The organism is Stieleria magnilauensis (assembly GCA_007753675.1).
Lineage (GTDB): Bacteria > Planctomycetota > Planctomycetia > Pirellulales > Pirellulaceae > Stieleria > Stieleria magnilauensis.
The window spans coordinates 987,591-1,009,403 of sequence record CP036432.1; the positions used below are offsets into that span (position 1 = coordinate 987,591).

Sequence of the window (21,813 nt, forward strand, 5' to 3'; positions counted from 1 at the left end):
CCATGACTCCGCCAGACGACTCACTCGATGCGAAACGAAAGATTGAAGTGTTGTTGGTCGAAGACAGTCCCAGTGACGCGATGCTGACGATCGAGGCGTTGCGTGAAGGTTGTGTGACGGAACGGTTACATCATGTGGAAGATGGCGTCGAGGCATTGGCTTATCTACGCCGTGAAGGCAAGTATTCCGACGTGCGCCGCCCCGACGTCGTCTTGTTGGACCTGAACATGCCGCGTAAAAATGGCCACGAAGTCCTCAAGGAGATTCGCGCCGATGACGCCTTGCAGTTTCTGCCCGTCATCGTGTTGACCACCTCCGACGACGAGCGTGATGTGTTGGAAGCCTATGGCGAAAACGCCAATTGCTACATCACCAAACCGGTCGATCTGAACGCTTTCGTTCGTGCGATGCGATCACTGGGGGATTTCTGGTTGAAATGGGTCACCCTGCCGCCACGTACGGTTTAGACCCTCTCGTTTTGAATCATTGCCACCAGAGAGTTGCCCCGATGCCACTGCGGCTTACCATCTTGTTCAGCGCCGTGATCGCGCTGTTGCCCCCCGCTCGCGCACAAGGTCCTGCCAATACACAGGCCCCTGCACACACACAGGCCCCTGCACACACACAGGCCCCTGCACACACACAGGGTCCTGCGCACATCGAGAGCTTCGACGGCAGGGGGAGTCTGCCGACGGGCTGGTCGGTGGTTTCGGGCGACTGGGAACAGGCCGATGGAGTGCTGCTGGCGAGGTCGATGGAATCGGACAGTTACATCACGTTCGGTGACCCGTCCTGGAAGAATTATGAAGTCGAAGCCACGGTGACGTTTTTGAAAGTCCGTGACCCGGCGCGTTGGGTTTCGCTGCTGGTGCGGGCTTCTGAGGACGGACAGACGCCGTGGTCCCAGGTGCCGGTTCGGTTTGATGCGACGCAAAAGAACGGTGTGGAGTTTGCCGTCCGGACGACTCCGCGTCAGTGGAGCGTTCGCCAGACGGCTGCGGCGTCGAAGTCCAGCGAGTTGAACCGGCCTCGAAAGCTGAAAGCGATCGTCCGCCAATCGTACGTGGAAGTCCACTTGGATGGGAAACAGGTCTTGAGCAGCCATTATTGTGTCGACCGAGATCGCGGCTGTGTGGGGCTGGGCGTGAGCGGTTGCATCGCTTCGTTTGACGACGTTTCGGTGCGTCGATTGTCCGAGGACGGCAGCGATGTCTCTAGGGCTGTGAGGGCTTGTGAGACGGTTGCCCATCGAGGTTATTCAGCCGTCGCACCGGAGAACACGTTGGTCGCGATCAGCGAGGCGATCCAGGTTGGCGCCAGCGGCTGCGAATTTGATGTCTACCGCTGCGGCGATGGGACGGTCGTCTTGATGCACGACAAGACCGTCGATCGCACCACCGACGGTACGGGACGTGTCACCGAACTCAGTCTCGATCATCTCCGCCAACTCGATGCAGGGTCATGGAAAGATACCCGTTTTGCCGGGGAGCGGGTGCCGACGCTCAAGGAGGCACTGCGGCGGCTCCGCGGTACAAGCTGTCAACCCGTGATCGAAATCAAGATGGAAGGGATTTCTCAACAGGTGATCGACGACGTCCGCGCGTTGGACATGGTCGATCAAGTCGCGGTGATCGCATTCAGCCAACAGGTGGTGCGGGAGATCCGTGAATTGGAACCGAGACTCACCTGTGCCTGGCTGTTTGGCGATGCCATCGAAGGCACACCGGCCGAACAAGCCGATTGGTTAAAAAGGCGTGCCGATCAATGCAACGCAACGATCTTGGATTTGAACTACAAAATCCTTTCACCGGCTCTGGTCGCCGAGCTGAAACAACGCGGCTTGGCGGTGTGGACCTGGACCGTGAACGAGGCCGCGGTGATGCGTGCGTTGCGTCGCTGGGGCGTGGACAGCATCACGACCGATCGGCCGGATCTGTTGACGGCGGCTGTTGAACCGTGACGCCCAGGTGATGAAACAGAAACGCGCAGGTATCGACCACCTGTTCGATCTTCTGTGACAGACCGGAATCGCCGCCGTGTCCGGCGTTGGCACTGGTCCGCAACAGCACCGGCAGACCCGATGTGGACGCCGCTTGCAGACGTGCCGTCATCTTGCGGGATTGCATCGGATCGACACGCGGGTCGTTGGCGCCGGTAAAGAAGATGACCGCCGGGTAGTTCGTTCCATCGGTGACGTTGTGAAACGGTGAATAGGCCCGCATGGCTTTGAAATGGTCGGGGTTTTGGACCGTGCCGAATTCGGGAATGTTAAACGATCCGTTGGGCGACAATTCGACACGCAGCATGTCGTAGATGCCGACCGAGGACACCACGGCTTTGGCCAGATCGGGATGCTGCGTCAGGGTGGCGCCCATCAGCAAACCGCCGTTGGAACCGCCCATGATCGCCAGCTGGTCCGATGTCGTGTAGCCATTGTCGATCAAGAAGCGAGCTGCCGCGTAGAAGTCGTCAAAAACGTTTTGTTTGTTGGTCAGGTTTCCGTCCAAATGCCAGGCTTCGCCATATTCACCGCCGCCGCGAAGGTTGGCGACGACATAGGTGACGCCATTCTCCAAGAGCACTTTGTTGCTGGCGTTGAAACGCGGCGTCAAATTGATGCCGTAGCCTCCGTAGCCGTACAGCACCAGTGGGCCGGGGCCTTCGGCCGACGCGGGACGCATGATGTTGACCGGTACCTTCGTGCCGTCTTTGGAGACGGCAAACTGGCGGGTCACGCGGACGTCGCTCATGTCCACCGGAGACTCGCTGGATAGCGGTGTTTTGATGGTCGTTTCGTCGGATGCGTCGTAATGAAACCAGAGCGTCGGATCGACGTAGGAGCTGTTGTAAAACAAGATGTCATCACCGCTGAGCGGCTCGAGCCCGCCGACGCTGGAGATCGGCAATTGCTTGGGTTTGGCCAGGGCGTTCCTGTCGCGATCAAAGACACGAATTTCCGAAGGGCCGCCGAGTTGGTAGGTGACGTAGATCCGGTCCTCGGTCGCGACCAGACTGGGCGGTGCGCGATAGAAACTGGTCACGATCGTGTCCTCGCTCTCGGGGATCAGCGGTTCGATCAACGCACCTTTGGTTGTCAGCGTTGAAATCCGAACGATCTTGCCGCGCGGTGCGTCTTCGCGGGTGATGGCAAGGATGTCCCCGCTGGGCTCGAACGTCGCCTGGACCAATTTGTCCCCGAAGCGACTGAATTGCATCCAGCGCCCGTCGGCCCGTCGCACGTAATGCGCAAACTCACCGCCATCACCGTTTTGGACATTGCACAGAACGCGACCGGTCTGGTGGTGAACTTCGACTTCGATCTCTGCGATTCTTGGAAAGTCGGTTCCCAATTCGAAGCGATCGTCAGCGCTGTCGGTGCCGAGCTGATGGAAATAGAGTTGCTGATAGAAATTCAGATCGACCTCGGCGCGCTCACCCGGGCGCGGGTGCCGGGTGTAATAAAAACCTTTGCCGTCGGGCGCCCAAGCGAGGTCGCCACCTGCTGTTCCTGAATTGACGCGTGGGACGGTTTCGAAGACTTTTTCGCCGCTGTTGCAGTCAAAGACCGACACGTCGCCGACTTCGCTTCCGCCGCTGGACAACGAGATCGCGACGAGTGATCCGTCGGGTGACGGTTCGAACCAATCCACCGAGGTTGTCCCTTCGGTATCGACCACGTTGGGATCAAACAGCACGCGAGCGTTGTCCAGGTCGCCAAGTGAATCGAAGCTGATCAAGAACGGCTGCTCTTTGGGAGGCTGACTCTTCATCGCAAAGTATCGACCGGCGGCGAAGCGAACGCCGCTGTAGGAATCATGTTGCGCGGTCATGATCTCGGTCACGCGTTTGCGAATCGCATCGACGCCGGGCAGTCCGTCCAGATACTCCCGCGCGTGCGCGTTCTGGTCTTCGCTCCAGCGTTTGACTTCTGCGTCGTTCCAGTCTTCTAGCCAGCGATAGTTGTCGACGACGTCGACGCCATGGTAGGTGTCAACGGTCGGTGAGGTGCGGGTTGCCGGCGGCTGTGCCGGTAGGGGATGGGACGACAAAACGGTGATCACTCCGGCAAACAGAACTTTCAGTCGAGGGTGACGGTGGGGCATGTGGCGCTCGCGTGCTTGGTTCGGGATCGATTGTTGGTGGACGGTAACGTGGAGGTCGCGGAGGCGTTCGGCGGTTGAAATTGAGGGGGGCCCGGACGCTGGCGCGAACCGGCTGATATCAATTGATGATCAGCCGTTTGGCGCCAGCCTACGGGCCCTGCGCTGGTCAAAACCTTGTCGATTGAGCGGTATTGGGCTCGCGCCAAACGGTTGATTCGACGGACCAGCGCGTGAGCGAGGTCCACGACAGCCGTTTGTTAATGTATCGATTTGTGTCAAAAGGTGCTGCCTGGTCGAGGACGGGGCCCCAGACCGCTCCGTGGCGGCACGCAATTTCGCACTCGACCGTCCAAGGAGACCCGTCAAACGCGGAGATTGTGACAGATCGGCCTCGGTTTGTTGGTTTGCGGTCGGCGGTGCTGTGTGCGGACTTCGTCAGCCGTGGGCGGAAAATCGTCGTTAGTGTTCGGGCGTATCTAGTAGCGAATACCGCAGAAGGACTGCTATACTTACGTACTTAGGAACGAGTGGACGGGAAAGGACCATGGTCGCTTAAGGCCAGGCACGCTTGCCCACTCGATCTTAAGCTCGTCTGCGATTCTGGGGCATCGCACTGCTCAATAACATGCACGGATCGCCAGCGATGATTGGTCCGAATCAAGACCGTTCGACCTTCGTCCCCATCCACCGAAATCTGTCGGATCGGTTGGCAAAGACAGCGTGCAGCATCTCGGACAAACTGCAATTGTCCCTACAGCGACTCGAAGCGACCGGCGCGTTTGATTCCGGTCAAATGCGATTGATCGAGGAAGAGTTTGCCGGGGTGTGGGGTTCGGAGGATTCGTTTCACCACATTTCGTTGCTGCAGCCCGGTGATCAGATCGAACACTTTGTGATCGATCAACTGTTGGGGTGTGGTGGCGAAGCGCATGTGTTTCGGGCTCACGAAGCGGGCACGGGCAAAGTCTTCGCGATCAAAGTGCTGCATAACGCGCGGACGAGCGAGCGGTTTCATCGCGAAATGAAGATGGTGCAGCAGGTGGCGCACCCCAATATCGTCACCGCGTATGAGGTCGGCGAAATTCACGGCATGCCTTACATCGCGATGGAATTGATGCAAGGTCCTGATCTCAATGCCATGGTTGCCGACAGCGGACCGATGGATTGGCGGCGATCCTCGGCGTACATCTTGCAAGTCGTCCGCGCGCTGGCACATGCGCATTGCCGCGAACTGGTCCACCGAGACATCAAGCCGGGCAACATCATTCTCAATGGCAACGATCAAGTCAAACTGGTCGACTTGGGGTTGGCGTCGATGCGAATCGGATCGTTAGAAGAAGAGACGCAGTCGTTCAATTTGACGCGAGAAACGCAAATCGCCGGAACGTTGCCGTACATGGCACCCGAGCAGGCCAAGTCGCTTTCCAGGGCCGATGTCCGCTCGGACATCTATAGCCTGGGCGCCACCTGGTTCTACCTGCTGACCGGGAAGATTCGTGTCCGCGGCAAGACGTTTTCGCGGCAATACCGGAATCTCGTTTCCAAGCGGCGGTTTCGCGAGATCCCCTCTGACTGTCTGCCGCCGAATCTGTTCCAGATCTATTCCAAGATGGTCGCATACGATCGACGTCAACGCTACCAAAGTTGTTTGGCGTTGGAACAAGACTTGGGGAAGGCATTGGAGGATTTAGGGCAGAACGTCACTTCACAACAGCTCAGTGTGTTGATCGTCGAAGACAGCCAATCGGACATGTTGTTGGCGGTCGAATTGCTCAAGATGGCCAATGACAGTTTGATGATTCATCAGGCAACTTGTTTGTCCGACGGCATCGAAATCCAAGCCGAGCATTCGGTCGATCTGGTCTTCCTGGATCTGACGTTGCCCGACAGCGCGGGGGTCGCGACGGTGGAGCGTTTCCGCAGCGAGCACAGCGAGGTGCCGATCGTGGTGCTGACGGGACTTTCCGACGAACAGGTCGCCGAGGCCTGTGTGAATGCGGGGGCGACTGACTTCATTTCCAAAGATGAGTTGACCGCCCACCAGCTCGAACGCGTGATCTTCGTCACCTTCTCCCGACACGCCGCGATGGAGAATTGAATCCGCGCCGCGAGGTCTCAGCGAATCGATTCGCCGCGGGGGTCGACTCACGGTGTTAGCGGAACGGCGCGAGGCGTCCGGTATTGGCGTTGAAAGACCGGAGGGCTCGCGCCCTGCCGCTAACAAGAAACACTCACGGTGTTAGCGGAACGGCGCGAGCGGCCTGTCGGTTTAGTGTATCCACAAAACGAGGGGAGGTGGCTTAGTAGGCATCGTCACGATGTTTGCTATTCTTGGCGGATCGTCGTCGCGATTCACTTCTCACGCAGGGAGGCTTGCCCAGTGAGCCAGAGACAACCCAAGACCAGCTATTGGCAGGAAGCTCCTACACCACGCGGGCAACTGGTCCTCATTCCCACCGCCCTGGAGGAACTCATCCCTCAGGATCATCCCGTTCGCTTGGTCGACGAGATTCTCGATCAGATGGACTGGACTGATTGGGAGGCGGCCTACAACGGCGGATTCGGTCAGCCGCCGATCCATCCCAGCGTAATGGCAAAGATCCTGCTGTTTGCCATGATTCGGCGAATCCGATCCAGCCGGAACATTGAATACGAACTCAAGCATTCGATCGATTTTATCTGGCTTAGCAGCGGTCGCCGCATCGATCACAGCACGATCAGCGACTTCCGCCGAAACAATAGTGATGCAGTCAAAGGCATCTTCAAACAAATGGTCAAGCTGGCGATCAACCTGGGGATCGCCAATCTCTCGGAACTGTGCATCGACGGCACACGCATCCTGGCTGACGCCAACAAATACAAGACTTGGACGGCCAAACGATTAGCCAAAGCACTCGAAGAACTTGACGCGCAAATTGATGAGGCCCTGGAAACCTTCGAAGTCAACGACGCATGCGACGAAGATCTCATCGGCCAGGACGTTTCGGCGGACCGCCTCCCCGCCGCCGTCGCCAACTTGAAGTCACGCCGCTCACAACTGGCCGCTCATCTGGAGACGGTCAATGCGATGGACGAAGTCCGCAGGAAAAATGGGACGAAGGGCCCCGCCCAGTTACCCAAGACTGACACGGACAGTCGCATTCTTCCCAATAAGGAGGGTGGTTACGCAGCCAACTTTACTCCGATGGCGACGACCGAAACGCAGAGCGGCCTGATCGTTGCGGCGGACGTCTTGATCGGCAACGTCGAACACCACGAATTTGCCACCATCGTCGACTGTGTGGCCAACGACTTTGGAATTGACATTAAGCGAGTCATGGCTGACTCGGCTTACACGACGGGCAAAAACCTCACTGCGGCTGAGGAAAAACAGATCGAACTGATTGGCCCGCTTGCCGAAACCAATCGCGAGAACAACCCTGCCGAGCGTTCGGATTTGACTGAGCCCGTTGCCGCCGATCAGATTGATCAGTTGCCGGTTACTCCACAAACCAAACGATTTGACAAAGCAGCGTTTGTGTACGACGAAGCGAACGACTGCTATTACTGCCCGGCAGGCAAAGTGCTTTCACATCGGACGACCGAGAACACGACGCATGGCGACGGCTCTCCGGTGCAGCGAAAGGTTTACACCTGTTTTGAATGCGAGGGCTGCACGCTGGCTGGGCGTTGTCGCAAGAACGTGAAGCCAAAAGACGAGGCAAGCAGCAGCGAGGCATCGTCCCAGGAGTCCAGCGAAGCGACCTCGTCGGACAAGCGAGCGGGCAAGCGACGTGGTCGCAAGCCTGGCCCGCCACGTGGTCGCGAGACGATGCATGATGAGCATGAAGGAGCGCGACGTCGGCAGCGTGCGCGAATGGAAACGCCTGCAGCCAAAGAGGCTTACTCTCGTCGTCAGCATTTCGGTGAAACGCCTTTCGCCGTGATCAAGAGCACGCTTGATATGCGGCGATTCCTGCTTCGAGGTATCGCAGGTGTGAATCAAGAATGGCGCTGGGCGGCGACCGGATTCAATCTGAAGAAAATCATGAGTTACTTGGCGAAGCTGCGCGCCGCCGCGGCGACACAATCGCTCGGAACAGCAAACTAGGGGAGATAGGGGGCATTTCGAACGAAATCCGCCACAAGCGAACGCCACGATCCCGTCAACACGCTTACCAACGACTCTGGATGCCCCGCATAGCACCATAAAAGCCTCGTCCGGAACCAAAATCGAATCAACCGTCCCCAGGAACTAAATCGACAGGCCGCGAGGCGTCCGGTACTAGCGTTGATAGACCGGAGGGCTTGCGCCCTGCCGCTAACCAGAAACACTCACGGTGTTTGGAATTGCCCACGAAAAGTTGACAGTGGATTGGCAGATGTCAGACTTCTCTGACAGGAGAACCGATTCATGGACAAGCGTCGAAAATTCAGCCGAGAATTCAAACTGGCCGCCGTCAAGAAAGTGATGGAACAAGGACTGTCGTATACCGTTGTCGCCCGAGACCTTGGCGTTGGCGATAACCTGATCCGCAATTGGAAGAAGTCTTTCGAGGAAGATGGGACTCTCGCAGACGGGGTCGCTGGTAATCAGTCGGTTGAAGCTGAACTCAAACGACTGCGTGAAGAGAACCGGCAGCTCAAAATGGAGCGAGACATTTTAAAAAAAGCGACGGCGTTCTTTGCGAAAGAAAGCAACTGAGGCTGCAGTTTATCGGCGAACATCGCGATCGATGGCCGATCGCGGTCCTCTGTCGAGTCCTGGAAGTGACGCGTGCGGCATACTACCGGTTTGTCGCCCGTGATCCTAGCGAAACCAAAGTCAAAGAAATGCAGGTCACTCAGGCCATCCACGAAATCCGGTTGGGGAATCACTTCGATTCCTACGGAAGTCCGCGGATGCATCGTGAGGTCATTAAGCAAGGCATCCAGTGCTGCCGAAACACCGTAGCCAAATACATGCAGAAGGCCGGAATCCAGGCGAATCGGCGGACTAAGTTCCGAATATCGACAACCGATTCCAATCACGATCAGCCGATCGCCCCCAATCGACTCAACCAAGATTTCTCGACAGAAGACATCAATCAAGTCTGGCTTACCGACATCACCTACATCCCTACAAAAGAAGGATTCACCTACCTGTGCGCGTTTGTCGACCTGCATTCACGAAAGATCATCGGATGGAAAACCAGTCGTAAGATCGATTCCGAGCTGGTGATTGAATCGCTCGATCAAGCGATTGCGTTTCGTTCCCCAAGTGCGGGGTTGATCGTCCACAGCGATCGCGGTTCTCAGTATGCGAGCGCAGCGTTTCGACGCCGGTTGGCCGAACGTGAACTTGTTCAGAGCATGAGTCGCCGCGGGAACTGCTACGACAACGCACCGATGGAATCTTTCTTCAAGAGCTACAAGACCGAGGAAGTCCAAGAAGTCTACGGCACCCATGAACACGCCACACGCGGCGTGTCAGATTACATCGAACAATTTTACAACCCTCGCCGCTTGCACTCGTCACTGGACTACCGAAGTCCAATCGACTTTGAGCAAGCGATTACCAGAACGTCACTCGTTGGTGAAACCTGATCCATCAGGGCTCGCTATTTACCTTCCCGTTAAGATCGGTCCACTGTCAACTTTTCGTGGGCAATTCCAGTTAGCGGAACGGCGCGAGGCGTCCGGTATTGGCGTTGAAAGACCGGAGGGCTCGCGCCCTGCCGCTAACAAGAAACACTCACGGTGTTAGCGGAACGGCGCGAGGCGTCCGGTATTAGCGTTGATAGACCGGAGGGCTTGCGCCCTGCCGCTAACAGGAAACACTCACGGTGTTAGCGGAACGGCGCGAGGCGTCCGGTATTAGCGTTGAAAGACCGGAGGGCTTGCGCCCTGCCGCTAACAGGAAACACTCACGGTGTTAGCGGAACGGCGCGAGGCGTCCGGTATTAGCGTTGAAAGACCGGAGGGCTCGCGCCCTGCCGCTAACAGGAAACACTCACGGTGTTAGCGGAACGGCGCGAGGCGTCCGGTATCAGCGTTGAAAGACCGGAGGGCTCGCGCCCTGCCGCTAACCAGAAACACTCACGGTGTTAGCGGAACGGCGCGAGCCGTCCGGTATTAGCGATGATAGACCGGAGGGCTTGCGCCCTGCCGCTAAAAAATGCTTCACAGCGTTGCCTGGTCGGGTTCGCAGCGAATCGATTCTGGTCAGCGCATCGATGGCGGTAGCGAGTCGGCCAGGGGGCTCAAGTAGAGCGGGCTCGCTTGGTGCCGTGCGGGGTCGGGACGCAGCAGATCGGCGGCGGCTTCCAGCAAGTCGCGTCGACTGATCTGGCCGACCAGTTTGCCTCCGCTGACGATCGGAACCCGTCGGTAGGGCGAGTTCAAGAACAGCTGAGCGATTTGCAGGATGTCCGCGTTGGGGCCCAGCGTGAGCGCCGCGGTGTCGGCAAACTCGCCGACCTCGTGGTCCTTGGCCGACTCGGCGATGGAGCCTGATGCACCGTTGCGGCGGACGCGATCAGCGACCTCCAGGGCGATGCGATGTTGGGCGCGCAGCACGTCACGTCGGCTGACCTGACCGGCGAGCTTTTCACCGTGGAGAATCGGCAGTCGGCGATACGGCGTTTCTTCGAACTTTCGCGCGACGTCATGCAGGCAATCGTTTTCGTCGATGATTCGATTGCGATCCAGGTTCATGTAGGAACCCACATTGGTGCCCGGCACCTGGTCGTAGAGCGCCGCGACCAACACTCGCATCGCCGTCTTCTCGGAGAAGATCCCTAAGAAATTTCCCTTGGCGTCGACGACCGGTGCACCGGATATGCGTTTGCTGAGAATGTGATCGATCGAACGAAAGACGTCGTCATCTTGTGAAAGCGTGATCAAATCACGTTTCATGAACTCGCGGACCTTGGGCGCGCTGATCCCCAGTTCGATCGCGGCGGCCACCGAACCGCTGAGCGCCTTCATGCAGGCCTTTTCGCTGAACACGCCGACGTACTGGTTTTGATCGTCCACGACCGGCGCACCGGAGATGTTGTCGCGCAACAGTCGGGCCACACCGTCAAGCACTTTGGTGTGCGGGGAGAGCGTCACCAATTTGCGACGCATGAAATCCTGAGCCACTTTCACTTCGTTCATTTCAAGCCTCTCGCAGATTAGATAAGTTTGTAAAAAGTCCTCGATCGTCGGGTTGGTAACCGCCCTTTCCGATCCCAAACCCCTTCCTCGCGCCGTGGCTCCTGTTCAATCGAATGACGGGGCGAAATGACGCGCCATCAGCCGCCGAGCAGTTCATCCGCTGCACGCCCCCTGCATTAACTATAACGAACTCACCGGCAAGTTGCGACATTCTGTCCACTGGACAGGTAATTTTTGTTACAGCGAGCGAAAGCAGCGAAACGTGGTCGTCGCAGGGCGGCTTGTTGACTCCGGCGGGTGACCGTCAATGGTCGGCGGGTGTTCGTCAATCGACTGGGCGCCTACGGGCCGAGCATGGCCCGGCGACCGGCTCGTGTCTCTTGGGGGCATGGGCACCGTTTCTGCCGCTGCGCCACTTGCGATCGAATCGCCTGCAGCCGAATCGCCCGCAACCGAATCGGTGTGGGTTTTGGTATACAGTTCCGACTGGGCGAGTGGCGCGTGCGACTCGTCAACCGATTTCGATTCCAATTTTGAAGAATGACTGATGCGACATCACTGTACGAGTTTGGTTTTGGCTCTCCTGCTGGGCGCCCTGTCGGCAGCCGGCGGAGTGTCGGTTTCGGCGGCCGACGTTTACGAATACGACGGAGTGCACTCCTCGGTCAGTTTCAAGGCTCGGCACTTGGACATCAGTTGGATCCATGGCCGATTCAATGATGTCTCCGGCACGTTTTCGTTGGACCGCGACGATCCGTCGAAGTCGACGTTTTCATTGACGATCAAAGCCGATAGCATCGACACGGCCAACAAGGCCCGCGACGAACACCTGCGTCAGCCCGACTACTTTGACACCAAGCAGTTTCCGACGATCGAGTTCCGCAGTACGAGCGTCAAGCCGATCGACGGTGGTTACGAAGTGACCGGCGACTTCACGATGCACGGAACAACCAACAAGATCACGCTCGTGCTGATGGGCGGCAAGGAACACGATTTCAAGAAGGTCAAACGCGTCGCGTTCTCCACCGAGCTTGCGCTCAAACGAAGCGATTACGGGTTCGACAAGCGGGCCATCGGTCCGATCGGCGACACGGCGTTGATCATGATCGATTGCGAAGGCGTTCGCGAGTAACGGATGCCGGATCCGCTGCTGTATGTCCAGGCGACCGCGTCCGCTGCGGTCGCCGCCGCCGCGATCGTCGTGGTGCTGCTTTGGCTGCGCCGGTCACCGACGGTCGCTTGGCTGAACGCGGCATGTGGCATCGCGGTCGCTGCCGGATTGTTGGTGGGGCTGCGGGTCGAAGACCTGCACGTCGCGGTGCCGCCGTCCAGCGGCCTGGATCGGTTGTTGCTGGTCGTCCTTCCCGCGGCGCTGTTGATCGAAGGGATCGCCGCGTTGCCGGCGGTCGCAAATCGGTTCGCGTGGGGGTTGCGGATCGGTTTGATCTTGCTGACCCCACGCATCCTGCTGCACGGTTCGGTGTACGTGAGCGATCCCGAGTCATGGACCGCCTGGCAAGCCGCGATCTCGTTCGGCGTCTGCTGGGCGATGTTGGCAAGCTGCTGGGGGCTGATGTTCGCATTGGGGAGTCGACGCCCTGGGATTTCGATCCCACTGAGTCTGGGGTTGGCCATTGGATCGGCCGCTGCGACGGTGATGATGGCGGGTTACTTAAAAGGCGGTGAGGCGGCGATGCCGATGGTCGCCGCGTTGCTGGGGACCGCGACGGTGGTCTGGGTGATGGCCGGCGGCCGACGTGGGGCGTCCGGCGAAGCGCCGTCTGGGGTGCCGCCGGTATTGATTGCCGTCGGCGTGACCGGCTTGTTCGGCGTGTTGTTCATCGGCCACTTTTTCGGACGCGTCTCTGGCGGCCGCGCCGTGGCGATCTGTCTGGCGCCCCTGCTGTGCTGGGTGACGGAGATCACGCCACTGAAACACCAACGGCCTTGGATCGTCGGGGCGATTCGTTTGTGCCTGGTTGCGGTCCCGCTGGTCATCACGCTGACGTTGGCCAAACGTGATTTCGACCGCGATCTGGCCCCGCTGGTCGTGATGGAACTGGGAAAAAAAATCGGTCCAATGGCGTGGGGGCCGTTTCTGTTGGAGGGGGATTGGTTCTTCGCAAACCCCGCCGAGCGGGCTGTCGATCGAAGCCCGAACGCCTGAGCAAGGGGCCGGGCGGTGCCACTCGCATGCCCGTCGGGCTGACAGAGCGGCGTTGGATTGCTGGCGATCCACTCAATGGTTAGCCGCCTCGCGGCGTCCTGAGAGCCGGAAAAGGACGCTGATTTCCCGCTCTGATCTTTTTTCGCTACACCTCTTGCAAAAAAGATCTCGGCTTCGCAGAATACTTGTCGAGAACAATTCTCATTAGCGTTAGTGCCGCGATCGGCACGGCAGTCCTACCTTTCACCCGCACAACCGGACCGTCCACCCAGGGACGGAACAGATCCGAGGAGATACTCCATCATGCCTGCCCAGCCCCGTTTGATGTCGCTGCGTTGTATGTCGTTGCGTTGCAGGTCGCTGTCGACCACCAGCCGGCCAAGACGAAACGCCTTCACCTTGGTGGAGTTGCTGGTCGTGATCGCGATCATCGGTATTCTGGTCGGATTGTTGTTGCCGGCCGTTCAGGCGGCTCGCGAAGCGGCGCGACGCATGAGTTGCACCAACAACATGAAGCAGATGATTTTGGCGGTTCACAACTATGAATCGGCCACCAAACGCTTGCCCCCGGCGTGGACGCGACCGGCGATGACCGGCGACGGCTGGTCGACGCAAGCGAGAATTTTGCCCTACGTCGAAAACGTCGCCTTGGCATCGGCGATCAATTTCGGTGCCGGTTATGGGGCGGCCCGGATCACGGTGGACGGCGAGTCGATCAAGGTTTCCAGTTTTCGCGTTCCGGTTTACTTGTGCCCCAGCGACATCAACGACTTTGAACGCAACGATGACGACGGCAACCCGTATCACTATCCACTCAGCTACGGCTACAACGCCGGGCCGTGGTTTGTGTTCAACCCCAACACGAACGAAACCGGTCCCGGATCGTTTGTCGCCGGGCGTGCGTCGCGATTCCGCGATGTGTTGGATGGGCTGAGCAACACGCTCGGGTTCGGTGAGGTCAAAGCCAGGACGCCGTACTACCGTGACGTGGAAATCGAAGGGACGATCCCGACGCCGCTGGAACCCACCGAAATCTGCGCCCTGGGCGGCAGCTTTAAGACCGACACCGGCCACACCGAATGGGTCGACGGTCGCGTTCACCAATCGGGATTCACCACCACGTTTTCACCCAACCGCAAAGTGATTTGCGAGGTCAGTGGTCGTGAGTTTGACGTCGACTTCACGAACATCCGCGAGGGCAAGGACACGACCGCGCTGACTCAGGCGGCCGTGACCAGCCGCAGCTACCACCAGGGCGGTGTGAACGTCACGATGATGGACGGCTCAGTGCGATTCATCACCGATTCGATCAATTTGGACCTCTGGCGGAATCTTTCCACGCGAGCCGGCGGCGAAACCGTGACCGTGCCGGAGTAGCAGGCTGAAAACCGCCGCTCGGTCAACGTTTCGATTCAGGTTGCGTTTGTCGAGCGGAAAAAGGTCAGGCGATCGCTTGCGGAACGAGGGAGCGATTAGTGGGCCCACGGATGGCAGCGCGAACCCACGGATTTTTTGCACCTCGTCATCCGTGGGTTCCTCTACCCCGAAATTAAATGTGGCCCGAGCACTTTTCGGCGAAGTGCCTTGCAATTGATTCGCCGGTCGGTTGTTGGATCACGCCGCGCTCGGTGATGATCGCAGTGACCAGATCGGCGGGCGTGACGTCGAAGGCGGGGTTGAGCACCTTGGCCGCGTCGGGAACGATGCCGACCCCGTGCGGTGCGGCGACTTCATCGCGACCACGCTGCTCGATCGGGATGTCATCGCCGCAATCGAGTTCTAGATCGAACGTGTTGGTCGGGGCGGCGACGTAGAACGGCAGCCCATGATGTCGGGCCAGCACGGCGACGGGGTAGGTTCCGATCTTGTTGGCCACGTCGCCCCGCGCGGTGATCCGATCGGCGCCGACGATGACGGCTTGGATCACGCCTTGTCGCATCAAGGAACCCGACATCGAATCGGTGATCACGGTGACGTCGACGCCGGCTTGCGACAGTTCCCACGCGGTCAACCGTCCGCCTTGCAGCAACGGGCGCGTTTCGTCGGCGAGGACTTTGGGCGCCTGTCCGGTCTGGTGCAAGTGATAGATCGGCGCCAGCGCCGTCCCCCAGGTCGATGTGGCCAGTCCGCCGGCGTTGCAGTGGGTCAGCACCGTGTCGATTCCGGATAGCAGTGGCGCCCCGTTGCGTCCGATCGCGTGGCACATCTGGCGGTCTTCGTCGTTGATCCGTTTTGCTTCGGCGACCAAGGCGTCTTTGAGGTTTTCCACTGACGTCGATTCAACGACGCCGCGCATCCGGTCCAGGGCCCAGAACAAATTCACCGCGGTCGGGCGGCTGGTGGCCAGGTATTCGATCGCGTGGATGTAGCGCGATCGCGGGTCCGATTCGGATTCGTCATTCGACTCACGGTCGTCCGGATCGTCGGCAGCCAGGCAGACCCCATAGGCGGCGGCGATGCCGATCGCGGGGGCACCGCGGACGACCAGTCGACGGATCGCGTCGTGGGTTTGTTCGACCGTGGTGCAGACCAGTTCGGCTAATTCGCCGGGCAGTTTGGTTTGGTCGATCAGGATCAGTTTGTGGTTTTCGAACCGGAGCGTTTCAGGGGCGGTCATAGAAGGGACGAGAGGATGGAGTCGGTTGCCGGGGGCGCAGCGGTTGCCAGTTCGCAGCTGTTACTGGGGTTCACCCGGGGACGGATACATTCAACAATGTAGACCATCCGTCCTCGGCGGCGAACACGTCGTGCCCCGGATCTACGGACCTCCTGATGAGACTGATTCTTTGATCGCATTTTGGATAACGCTACCGATCGAATTGCGATTGGTGTTGCTTGCCCTGCTGGGGCTCGCGATCGGTGTGCTTGCCAATTGGGCGATTTATCGGTTGGCCTGGGACGCTCGTTTGATCGGGCCTTGGGTGCCGGCTGACGAAACGGCTCCGCCCCGCAAGATGTCGGATCGCATTCCGATCCTCGGTTGGCTGGGGTTGCGTCGCGAAGCATCGATTCACGGCAGCGGGTTTTGGATCCGTCCGATGTTGATCGAGCTGGCGATGGCGATCGGGATTCCGCTGTATTACTGGTTCGTCACGCAAACGGGACTGTTGCTGCCGCCGGCGGATCGTGTGCCGGTAGTGATCGCGGGGGTTCAGCCTTGGATGACGATCGTGTTTGTGTCGCACCTGATCATGATCTCGTTGATGGTCGCGGCGACGTTTATCGATTTCGACGAGCAGACGATCCCCGACGAGATCACGATTCCGGGCACGTTGATTGCTCTGGTTGTGGCCTGTGTGACGATGACCGATTCCTTTCTGCCGGCGCTGGATTTGAACGGCGTGTTGGTTCCGATCGCGTTTTATTTGCCGGCGCCGGCGGAGGCTCCGAAGTGGACCGGTCCGACGGGCTGGTGGACGGGTGTGGGGATTTGGACGATGTGGTGTTTTGCGTTGTCCAATCGTCGATTGATTCTGCGTCGCGGGCCGCTCAAAGCGTTCGAATATTTCTTTGCCTCGCTGGTCCGCAACAAGCCCTACAACCCGTGGAAAGCCCTGTTGGCGATGTGGTTGATCGGTGCGGTGGGCGTTCGAATCGTCTTCGGCATCGGCGGAGACGCTTGGATCGGGTTGTTGACGGCGTTGATCGGACTGGGCGTCGGCGGCGGCGTGGTGTGGGCCATCCGGATCGTCGGCAGTCTGGCGATGCGTCGCGAGGCGATGGGGTTTGGCGACGTCACGCTAATGGCGATGATCGGCGCGTTCATCGGCTGGCAAGGCGCCGTGATGTCGTTCTTCCTGGCCCCGATTGCCGCGATCGCCATCGTTCTGGTCTATTTCATCATCACCCGCAACTCGGAAATCCCGTTCGGCCCGTATCTGTGCGCCGGAACGCTGTTGTCGATTTTCGGGTGGGATCGGCTCGTCAACGGGTGGTTCCTTGGCAATCTGGCGATCTTGGGGCCATTTATGCTTTGGTTGTTTGTTGCCCTGACGGGTATCATGGGAGTGATGCTTTACTTTTGGCGAGTCTTGAAGGAGACGATGTTCGGTGAATAACAATTTGAAGAATCGCGGTCGTTACAACGGATCAACGCGCATGGCTTCGGCCGGCGGTGGCGGGCTGATCGGCGGTCTGCTGTTGGCGTTTGCGTGCGGCTGCGTCGACGCGCCGTTAGCCTCCCAGTCCGTCGCCAGCGATCCGTCAGAGCCGGTGGTCTTGGTCGGCGATTCGTCTCCGGCAGAGAGCACGACCGAGTCGGCTGACCCAACCGCGAAGGAATCAGGCGACGAAACATCGTCCAACGAGAATGCCCCCGAATCGGAAAAAACAACCGTGACAGAGTCCAGCGAAAAACCGGCACCGAAGCAGAAATTGCAGTTCGTCGACGAGTACAACGCGCTTGATCGAAATGCGGCCTTTGTGATTTTGGACAAGGGCACCGAGCGGCCGGGGCTGGGCGGTTACACGATGACGAAGGACCCCGGCACGTACATCTGTCGCCAGTGCAATGCCCAGCTGTATCGCAGCGACGACAAATTTGAAAGCCATTGCGGCTGGCCGAGTTTTGATGACGAGATCAAGGGCGCCGTGCGGCGCGAAACCGATGCCGATGGCTATCGGACCGAGATCTTGTGCGCCAACTGCGGCGGGCACCTCGGCCACGTTTTCGAGGGCGAACAGCTCACCGCAAAGAACACCCGGCACTGCGTCAACTCCATCTCAATGAAGTTCATCCCAGACGGCAAAGAGCTGCCGGCCAAGCTGGTGATCAAGGACGAGAAAGCGAAAGAGAAGCAGGGCGAGGAGCCGGCAGAAAAATAGGGGATGCGGAAGCAGGTAGACAAGAAAATGGGTGACAGGAACATTTTCTTGTCATCGATTTTCTTGTCTGATTTCCCCGCTGTGCCTTGATTAACCGTTTTCCCGTGTTGCGGTGCGACGGTTTCGACAGCGCAGATTGGTGTTCCGTTTTTCGTCTTCCGTCATCAGAGACCAGCGGGCGATTTCGTCGAGCGTGCGGAAGCACCCCAGGCAGTTCTGTGAGGCGTCGATTGCGCAGCGGTCGATGCAGGGCGAGTCAGAGGTGACCGGGGACGAAGGATCGGGCGACTGGTTTTCAGCGTTCATGCGCAGAGTGTACCCCGTCGATCGTCAACATGCGGCGGGGTTGACGTTCGATCTTCACGTCGGTCGGCGGTGCGACGGGCGCCCCAATCGCGGTCATCTGGGGCCCAAACCAGAGGAAACGACGTTTAACTGAACGTTACCTGACCCCTTTTCCGATCTGACCCCGTCTCCATCTCGTCTGCTAGAATCCTCTCATCGGGGGGGCAGACCTCAGGTTGCGGATTGACCACCGATTGATCGTACGCATCGTCCACGCCATCAGGAGATCGAGATGAAAAAGCGTTTCGACACCAAAGTGTGGTTGCGATGGTTCGCCGGACGCAACGAAGTGTTGATGTTTTCGCTGGCGCTGATCTACCTGGTCTGTCTGGCGGTCCTGGTGGTGATTTGGGTCGATCTTCCCGGGCTTCAGGAACGTGCCGCGCAAGTGATCGACGCGAAGAGTTTAGAGGCGGCCGAGATGGCGGTGGTGGCGCCGTACGGGTTGGAAGGAGCGGTGTTGTTGGTGATGCTGGGGATTTGGTGTGTCGTGGCCGGGGAAGCGATCGTGCACTGGGTGACACGCCCCTGGGACCGCGAGCACTTGCGGCACCATCTGCACAGCGGGCTGTTTTGCATCTGTCCGGCGCTTCGGATGTGTGCCCGAAGCCCCGAAATGCACGGACGGATTTGGTTGCCCGGACTGGGGTGGCGTCGCGGCGGCCGCCGATTGCAACGCCAACTGGAACGCCATTTCAGCGTTCCGATGATGGTCGTCGCGTTGCTGATCATGCCGATCTTGATCATCGAATTCTTTCTCAAAGATCAAGTCGCCGCGTACCGTTGGTTGCGCATCCTGCTGCACGGCGGGACCGGAGTGATTTGGTTCGCGTTCGCGGCCGAATTCATCCTGATGGTGTCGATCGCCGAGAAGAAGCTGGAGTATTGCAAAGAGCACTGGATTGATTTGGCGATCATCCTGCTGCCGCTGGTTTCGTTTCTGCGGACCTTGAGTTTGGCCAAGGCGACTCGTCTGGCCGATGTGATGCGGATCCAGCAACTGTCAAACCTGGCACGCGCGTATCGATTGCGGGGCACGGCGATCAAGGCGTTGCGTGTGTTGATCCTGTTCGACTTGACCGAACGCATCTTGCGGGTCAGTGATGAGCGGCGATTGGAGAAGCTGGAGACGCAGCTTGCCGAGATGGAGAAGCATTCCCGTTTGCTGCGTCAACGCATCGCCAAGTTGAAACTAAAATGCATCGAGCAAGAGGAGATGTCGCCGGGGATGCCGATGGCTGAGATCCCGATTTGTGCGGTCTGTAACGTCGCGTCCTTGCAGCCCTGTCGTTGCGTGGCGGGTCAAGATTCGATGGCTTCGGCGGGCACCGGCGGGGACCAGAATCGGCGTACGATTTGACGGGCGGCGAGGTACAGGCCGACGGCGGTCAAAATGCCCAGCACGTCGGCCAGGGCATCAAAAACGTCGGGGTGCCGGCCCGGCGAGAACGCTTGCGTCAGCTCGTCGATGCTGGCGTACGCCGCCAAAACGATGATCACCCCCAAAAAACGCCGCGCCGACCGGCGTCGATCGTTGCCGGGGGACTGGGTGACGTAGCAGCACAGGATCGCCAGGCCGAAGTAGCCGCCAAAGTGCTTCACCTTGTCATTGAGCTGGGGGCCGACATCGATCCCGGCCGGCCAGTGGGTTCCCAGAAAAAGTGCGATCCAATAGAGCGCCAGAGCGATGACGCCAAGGCGAAAGCCGAGTATGGTGATGCCGGTGATTGGACGCATTGGATTGGTTGGATTGTCGGCCCGCTGGTAGGGGCCGGATGTCGTCTGGTCGAACAGAAACTGAATCGTGAAGCGAATAGATCTCTAGGCAAGAGGACACCAACGTGCAGCGTCTCCATCGAATCCTCACCCGCGGCCAAGCGATGTTTGCCGCCCTGGTCGCTGCGGCGGTTGTAGCAACCGTGACGCCCTCCCAGCAAGCCACAGCTCAGCATGCTTCAACAGAGCATGCTTCAACAGAGCATGCTTCAACAGAGCATGCTTCAACAGAGCATGCTTCAACAGAGCAACCTGTAACAGAGCAGGCCGAATCGGCGAGTCAGGCTGCGGCTACTGCGGGCGAGAGTTCCGAAAACTCTGCCGCACAAAACGGGACCGCGGCCAAAAACTCCGCCGACAAATCCGAAAAGACTCCTTGGATTTCGCTCGCGGGCCACTGGAAGGCCTGTCAGTTTGGTGGGGAAGGCGACGTGATCATCAAGGACGACGTGATCAAGATGGAGCACGGCGACCCGCTGACCGGTGTGGTTTGGACGGGCCCGTTTGACGGTGACTCGCCCAAAACGGGGGCGGACGATTCGAAATCGAAAGACGCAAAGCCGCTGCCGCGAGACAACTATGAACTCCGTTGGGAATGTCGACGCGATTCGGGCTATGACTTTCTCTGCGCCTTCACGTTCCCCGTCGCCGACCAGTACGTCAGTCTGGTGATGGGCGGATGGGGCGGCGGGATCACCGGAATCAGCAGCATCGACGGGCGCGACGCCAGCGACAACGAAACCACGATGTTCATGAGCTATGAAGACAAAAAGTGGTACAGCGCCCGGGTGCGAGTGGAGACCACGAAGATCACGGCCTGGGTCGACGGCACGGAACTGTTCAGTCACCCGCGAAAGGACCACGAGTTTGACATCCGGTTTGAAATGGATCCCTGCACGCCGATGGGGATTGCGAACTTTGAGTGTGATTCGCAAATCCGCAACATCCAATTGCGGCGGCTGCACGCGTCTGAAATCACGGCGGCAAAGTAGGTCCGCCGGAGATGCAACAGCAGCAGATCGACGAGCACTTCATGGGCCGCGCCCTCGAGCTGGCCTATCAAGCGGTGGAGATGGACGAGGTGCCGGTCGGGGCGATCGTCATCCGTGATCACCAGATCATCGCAGCGGCGTCCAACCAGCGGCAGATGCTGAAGGACCCCACGGCGCATGCGGAGATGATTGCCATCACGCAAGCGGCCGCGGCGATCGGCGATTGGCGGCTGGAGAACACGACGCTGTACGTGACGTTGGAGCCCTGTCCGATGTGTGCCGGCGCGATTCTACAGGCCCGGATTCCGCGTGTGGTGTTCGGTGCCAGCGACGGCAAGGCCGGCGCGGTGACCAGCCTGTTCCGCTTGCTCAGCGACGATCGGCTGAATCATCAGGCGGAGGTCGTCGCGGGGGTCAAGGCGGAGCCGTGCGGACAAATCTTGACCGATTTTTTCGCTAGCAAACGAGCGATGGGGAAAAAGTGACG

The 21,813-nt window shown here is 59.0% G+C and carries 18 protein-coding genes and 1 pseudogene; 13 read left to right on the forward strand and 6 right to left on the reverse strand.

The annotated features are described in order from the left end of the window. Window positions 1-2 precede the first annotated feature (2 nt). On the forward strand, window positions 3-467 hold the full coding sequence (locus tag TBK1r_RS03570) for a response regulator (RefSeq protein ID WP_145207567.1): 465 nt from the start codon (window positions 3-5) through the stop codon (window positions 465-467). Between the two features lie 41 nt (window positions 468-508). Continuing rightward, entirely contained in the window at window positions 509-1,960 is a 1,452-nt protein-coding gene (locus tag TBK1r_RS03575) for a glycerophosphodiester phosphodiesterase (protein WP_419580929.1), read from the forward strand. Here the strand turns inward: TBK1r_RS03575 and TBK1r_RS03580 are convergent. Next, window positions 1,914-4,103, reverse strand: a complete 2,190-nt coding sequence (locus TBK1r_RS03580) for a prolyl oligopeptidase family serine peptidase (RefSeq protein ID WP_145207569.1) — start codon at window positions 4,101-4,103, stop codon at window positions 1,914-1,916. The genes TBK1r_RS03575 and TBK1r_RS03580 overlap by 47 nt on opposite strands. Before the next feature lie 643 nt (window positions 4,104-4,746). On the opposite strand from TBK1r_RS03580, the gene TBK1r_RS03585 reads away from it, so the two are divergent. The 3 genes from TBK1r_RS03585 to TBK1r_RS03600 all read left to right on the forward strand — a co-directional run bounded on the left by TBK1r_RS03585 (window position 4,747) and on the right by TBK1r_RS03600 (window position 9,668). Beyond that, the gene (locus TBK1r_RS03585; protein WP_419580930.1) at window positions 4,747-6,201 is read left to right on the forward strand and encodes a protein kinase domain-containing protein; all 1,455 of its coding nucleotides are present in this window, start codon (window positions 4,747-4,749) and stop codon (window positions 6,199-6,201) included. A gap of 282 nt (window positions 6,202-6,483) precedes the next feature. After that, window positions 6,484-8,193, forward strand: a complete 1,710-nt coding sequence (locus tag TBK1r_RS03590; RefSeq protein ID WP_419580931.1) for an IS1182 family transposase — start codon at window positions 6,484-6,486, stop codon at window positions 8,191-8,193. Between the two features lie 303 nt (window positions 8,194-8,496). Beyond that, window positions 8,497-9,668, forward strand: a protein-coding gene (locus TBK1r_RS03600; RefSeq protein WP_145207523.1) for an IS3 family transposase whose coding sequence is annotated in 2 segments (ribosomal slippage) — window positions 8,497-8,746 and window positions 8,746-9,668 — 1,173 coding nt in all. Because the reading frame shifts where the segments join, the coding sequence is not laid out codon by codon here. Between the two features lie 618 nt (window positions 9,669-10,286). On the opposite strand, the gene TBK1r_RS03605 is transcribed toward TBK1r_RS03600, so the two are convergent. Beyond that, window positions 10,287-11,222, reverse strand: a complete 936-nt coding sequence (locus tag TBK1r_RS03605) for a CBS domain-containing protein (protein ID WP_145207572.1) — start codon at window positions 11,220-11,222, stop codon at window positions 10,287-10,289. A 547-nt stretch (window positions 11,223-11,769) separates the two neighbouring features. On the opposite strand from TBK1r_RS03605, the gene TBK1r_RS03610 reads away from it, so the two are divergent. The 3 genes from TBK1r_RS03610 to TBK1r_RS03620 all read left to right on the forward strand — a co-directional run bounded on the left by TBK1r_RS03610 (window position 11,770) and on the right by TBK1r_RS03620 (window position 14,766). After that, a complete protein-coding gene (locus TBK1r_RS03610; RefSeq protein WP_145207573.1) occupies window positions 11,770-12,354 on the forward strand; it encodes a YceI family protein in 585 nt (194 codons plus the stop codon). 3 nt (window positions 12,355-12,357) lie between these two features. Beyond that, window positions 12,358-13,389 (forward strand): hypothetical protein, encoded by a 1,032-nt coding sequence (locus TBK1r_RS03615; RefSeq protein WP_145207574.1) that lies wholly within the window; start codon window positions 12,358-12,360, stop codon window positions 13,387-13,389. A gap of 324 nt (window positions 13,390-13,713) precedes the next feature. Further along, on the forward strand, window positions 13,714-14,766 hold the full coding sequence (locus TBK1r_RS03620; RefSeq protein WP_145221975.1) for a DUF1559 family PulG-like putative transporter: 1,053 nt from the start codon (window positions 13,714-13,716) through the stop codon (window positions 14,764-14,766). 172 nt (window positions 14,767-14,938) lie between these two features. Here the strand turns inward: TBK1r_RS03620 and mtnA are convergent, their stop codons facing one another. Continuing rightward, entirely contained in the window at window positions 14,939-16,006 is a 1,068-nt protein-coding gene (gene mtnA, locus TBK1r_RS03625) for an S-methyl-5-thioribose-1-phosphate isomerase (RefSeq protein ID WP_145207575.1), read from the reverse strand. Between the two features lie 169 nt (window positions 16,007-16,175). On the opposite strand from mtnA, the gene TBK1r_RS03630 reads away from it, so the two are divergent. Together TBK1r_RS03630 and TBK1r_RS03635 are read left to right on the forward strand one after the other, a co-directional pair. After that, window positions 16,176-17,447, forward strand: a complete 1,272-nt coding sequence (locus TBK1r_RS03630) for a prepilin peptidase (protein ID WP_419580933.1) — start codon at window positions 16,176-16,178, stop codon at window positions 17,445-17,447. Further along, window positions 17,440-18,213 carry a methionine-R-sulfoxide reductase gene (locus TBK1r_RS03635; protein ID WP_419580934.1) on the forward strand — a complete coding sequence of 258 codons (774 nt, stop codon included), beginning with the start codon at window positions 17,440-17,442 and terminating at the stop codon, window positions 18,211-18,213. The genes TBK1r_RS03630 and TBK1r_RS03635 overlap by 8 nt, the downstream gene beginning before the upstream one ends. A 90-nt stretch (window positions 18,214-18,303) precedes the next feature. On the opposite strand, the gene TBK1r_RS03640 is transcribed toward TBK1r_RS03635, so the two are convergent. After that, the gene (locus TBK1r_RS03640; protein ID WP_145207576.1) at window positions 18,304-18,519 is read right to left on the reverse strand and encodes a DUF1289 domain-containing protein; all 216 of its coding nucleotides are present in this window, start codon (window positions 18,517-18,519) and stop codon (window positions 18,304-18,306) included. Window positions 18,520-18,790: 271 nt separating this feature from the next. Here TBK1r_RS03640 and TBK1r_RS03645 point away from each other — a divergent pair, with 271 nt between their 5' ends. After that, window positions 18,791-19,918 (forward strand): potassium channel protein, encoded by a 1,128-nt coding sequence (locus TBK1r_RS03645; RefSeq protein WP_145207577.1) that lies wholly within the window; start codon window positions 18,791-18,793, stop codon window positions 19,916-19,918. Here the strand turns inward: TBK1r_RS03645 and TBK1r_RS03650 are convergent. Then, complete coding sequence (locus tag TBK1r_RS03650; RefSeq protein WP_145207578.1) at window positions 19,861-20,295, reverse strand: VanZ family protein; 435 nt, start codon at window positions 20,293-20,295, stop codon at window positions 19,861-19,863. The two genes, TBK1r_RS03645 and TBK1r_RS03650, sit on opposite strands and share 58 nt — an antisense overlap. Window positions 20,296-20,503: 208 nt before the next feature. Further along, a pseudogene (locus TBK1r_RS38225) lies at window positions 20,504-20,593 on the reverse strand (hypothetical protein); the annotation flags it as partial. A gap of 172 nt (window positions 20,594-20,765) precedes the next feature. Between TBK1r_RS38225 and TBK1r_RS03655 the strand changes: the two are divergent. After that, on the forward strand, window positions 20,766-21,326 hold the full coding sequence (locus tag TBK1r_RS03655) for a LamG domain-containing protein (RefSeq protein WP_145207579.1): 561 nt from the start codon (window positions 20,766-20,768) through the stop codon (window positions 21,324-21,326). Window positions 21,327-21,337: 11 nt separating this feature from the next. Then, complete coding sequence (gene tadA / locus TBK1r_RS03660) at window positions 21,338-21,811, forward strand: tRNA adenosine(34) deaminase TadA (RefSeq protein ID WP_145207580.1); 474 nt, start codon at window positions 21,338-21,340, stop codon at window positions 21,809-21,811. Window positions 21,812-21,813: the final 2 nt, after the last annotated feature.

Excerpts from the sequence above, each read along its gene's own strand:
- TBK1r_RS03570 (WP_145207567.1), top strand. The coding sequence starts at position 3 with ATGACTCCGCCAGACGACTCACTCGATGCGAAACGAAAGATTGAAGTG.
- TBK1r_RS03575 (WP_419580929.1), top strand. The coding sequence starts at position 509 with ATGCCACTGCGGCTTACCATCTTGTTCAGCGCCGTGATCGCGCTGTTG.
- TBK1r_RS03580 (WP_145207569.1), bottom strand. The coding sequence starts at position 4,103 with ATGCCCCACCGTCACCCTCGACTGAAAGTTCTGTTTGCCGGAGTGATC.
- TBK1r_RS03585 (WP_419580930.1), top strand. The coding sequence starts at position 4,747 with ATGATTGGTCCGAATCAAGACCGTTCGACCTTCGTCCCCATCCACCGA.
- TBK1r_RS03605 (WP_145207572.1), bottom strand. The coding sequence starts at position 11,222 with ATGAACGAAGTGAAAGTGGCTCAGGATTTCATGCGTCGCAAATTGGTG.
- TBK1r_RS03610 (WP_145207573.1), top strand. The coding sequence starts at position 11,770 with ATGCGACATCACTGTACGAGTTTGGTTTTGGCTCTCCTGCTGGGCGCC.
- TBK1r_RS03615 (WP_145207574.1), top strand. The coding sequence starts at position 12,358 with ATGCCGGATCCGCTGCTGTATGTCCAGGCGACCGCGTCCGCTGCGGTC.
- TBK1r_RS03620 (WP_145221975.1), top strand. The coding sequence starts at position 13,714 with ATGTCGCTGCGTTGTATGTCGTTGCGTTGCAGGTCGCTGTCGACCACC.
- mtnA (WP_145207575.1), bottom strand. The coding sequence starts at position 16,006 with ATGACCGCCCCTGAAACGCTCCGGTTCGAAAACCACAAACTGATCCTG.
- TBK1r_RS03640 (WP_145207576.1), bottom strand. The coding sequence starts at position 18,519 with ATGAACGCTGAAAACCAGTCGCCCGATCCTTCGTCCCCGGTCACCTCT.
- TBK1r_RS03645 (WP_145207577.1), top strand. The coding sequence starts at position 18,791 with ATGAAAAAGCGTTTCGACACCAAAGTGTGGTTGCGATGGTTCGCCGGA.
- TBK1r_RS03650 (WP_145207578.1), bottom strand. The coding sequence starts at position 20,295 with ATGCGTCCAATCACCGGCATCACCATACTCGGCTTTCGCCTTGGCGTC.
- tadA (WP_145207580.1), top strand. The coding sequence starts at position 21,338 with ATGCAACAGCAGCAGATCGACGAGCACTTCATGGGCCGCGCCCTCGAG.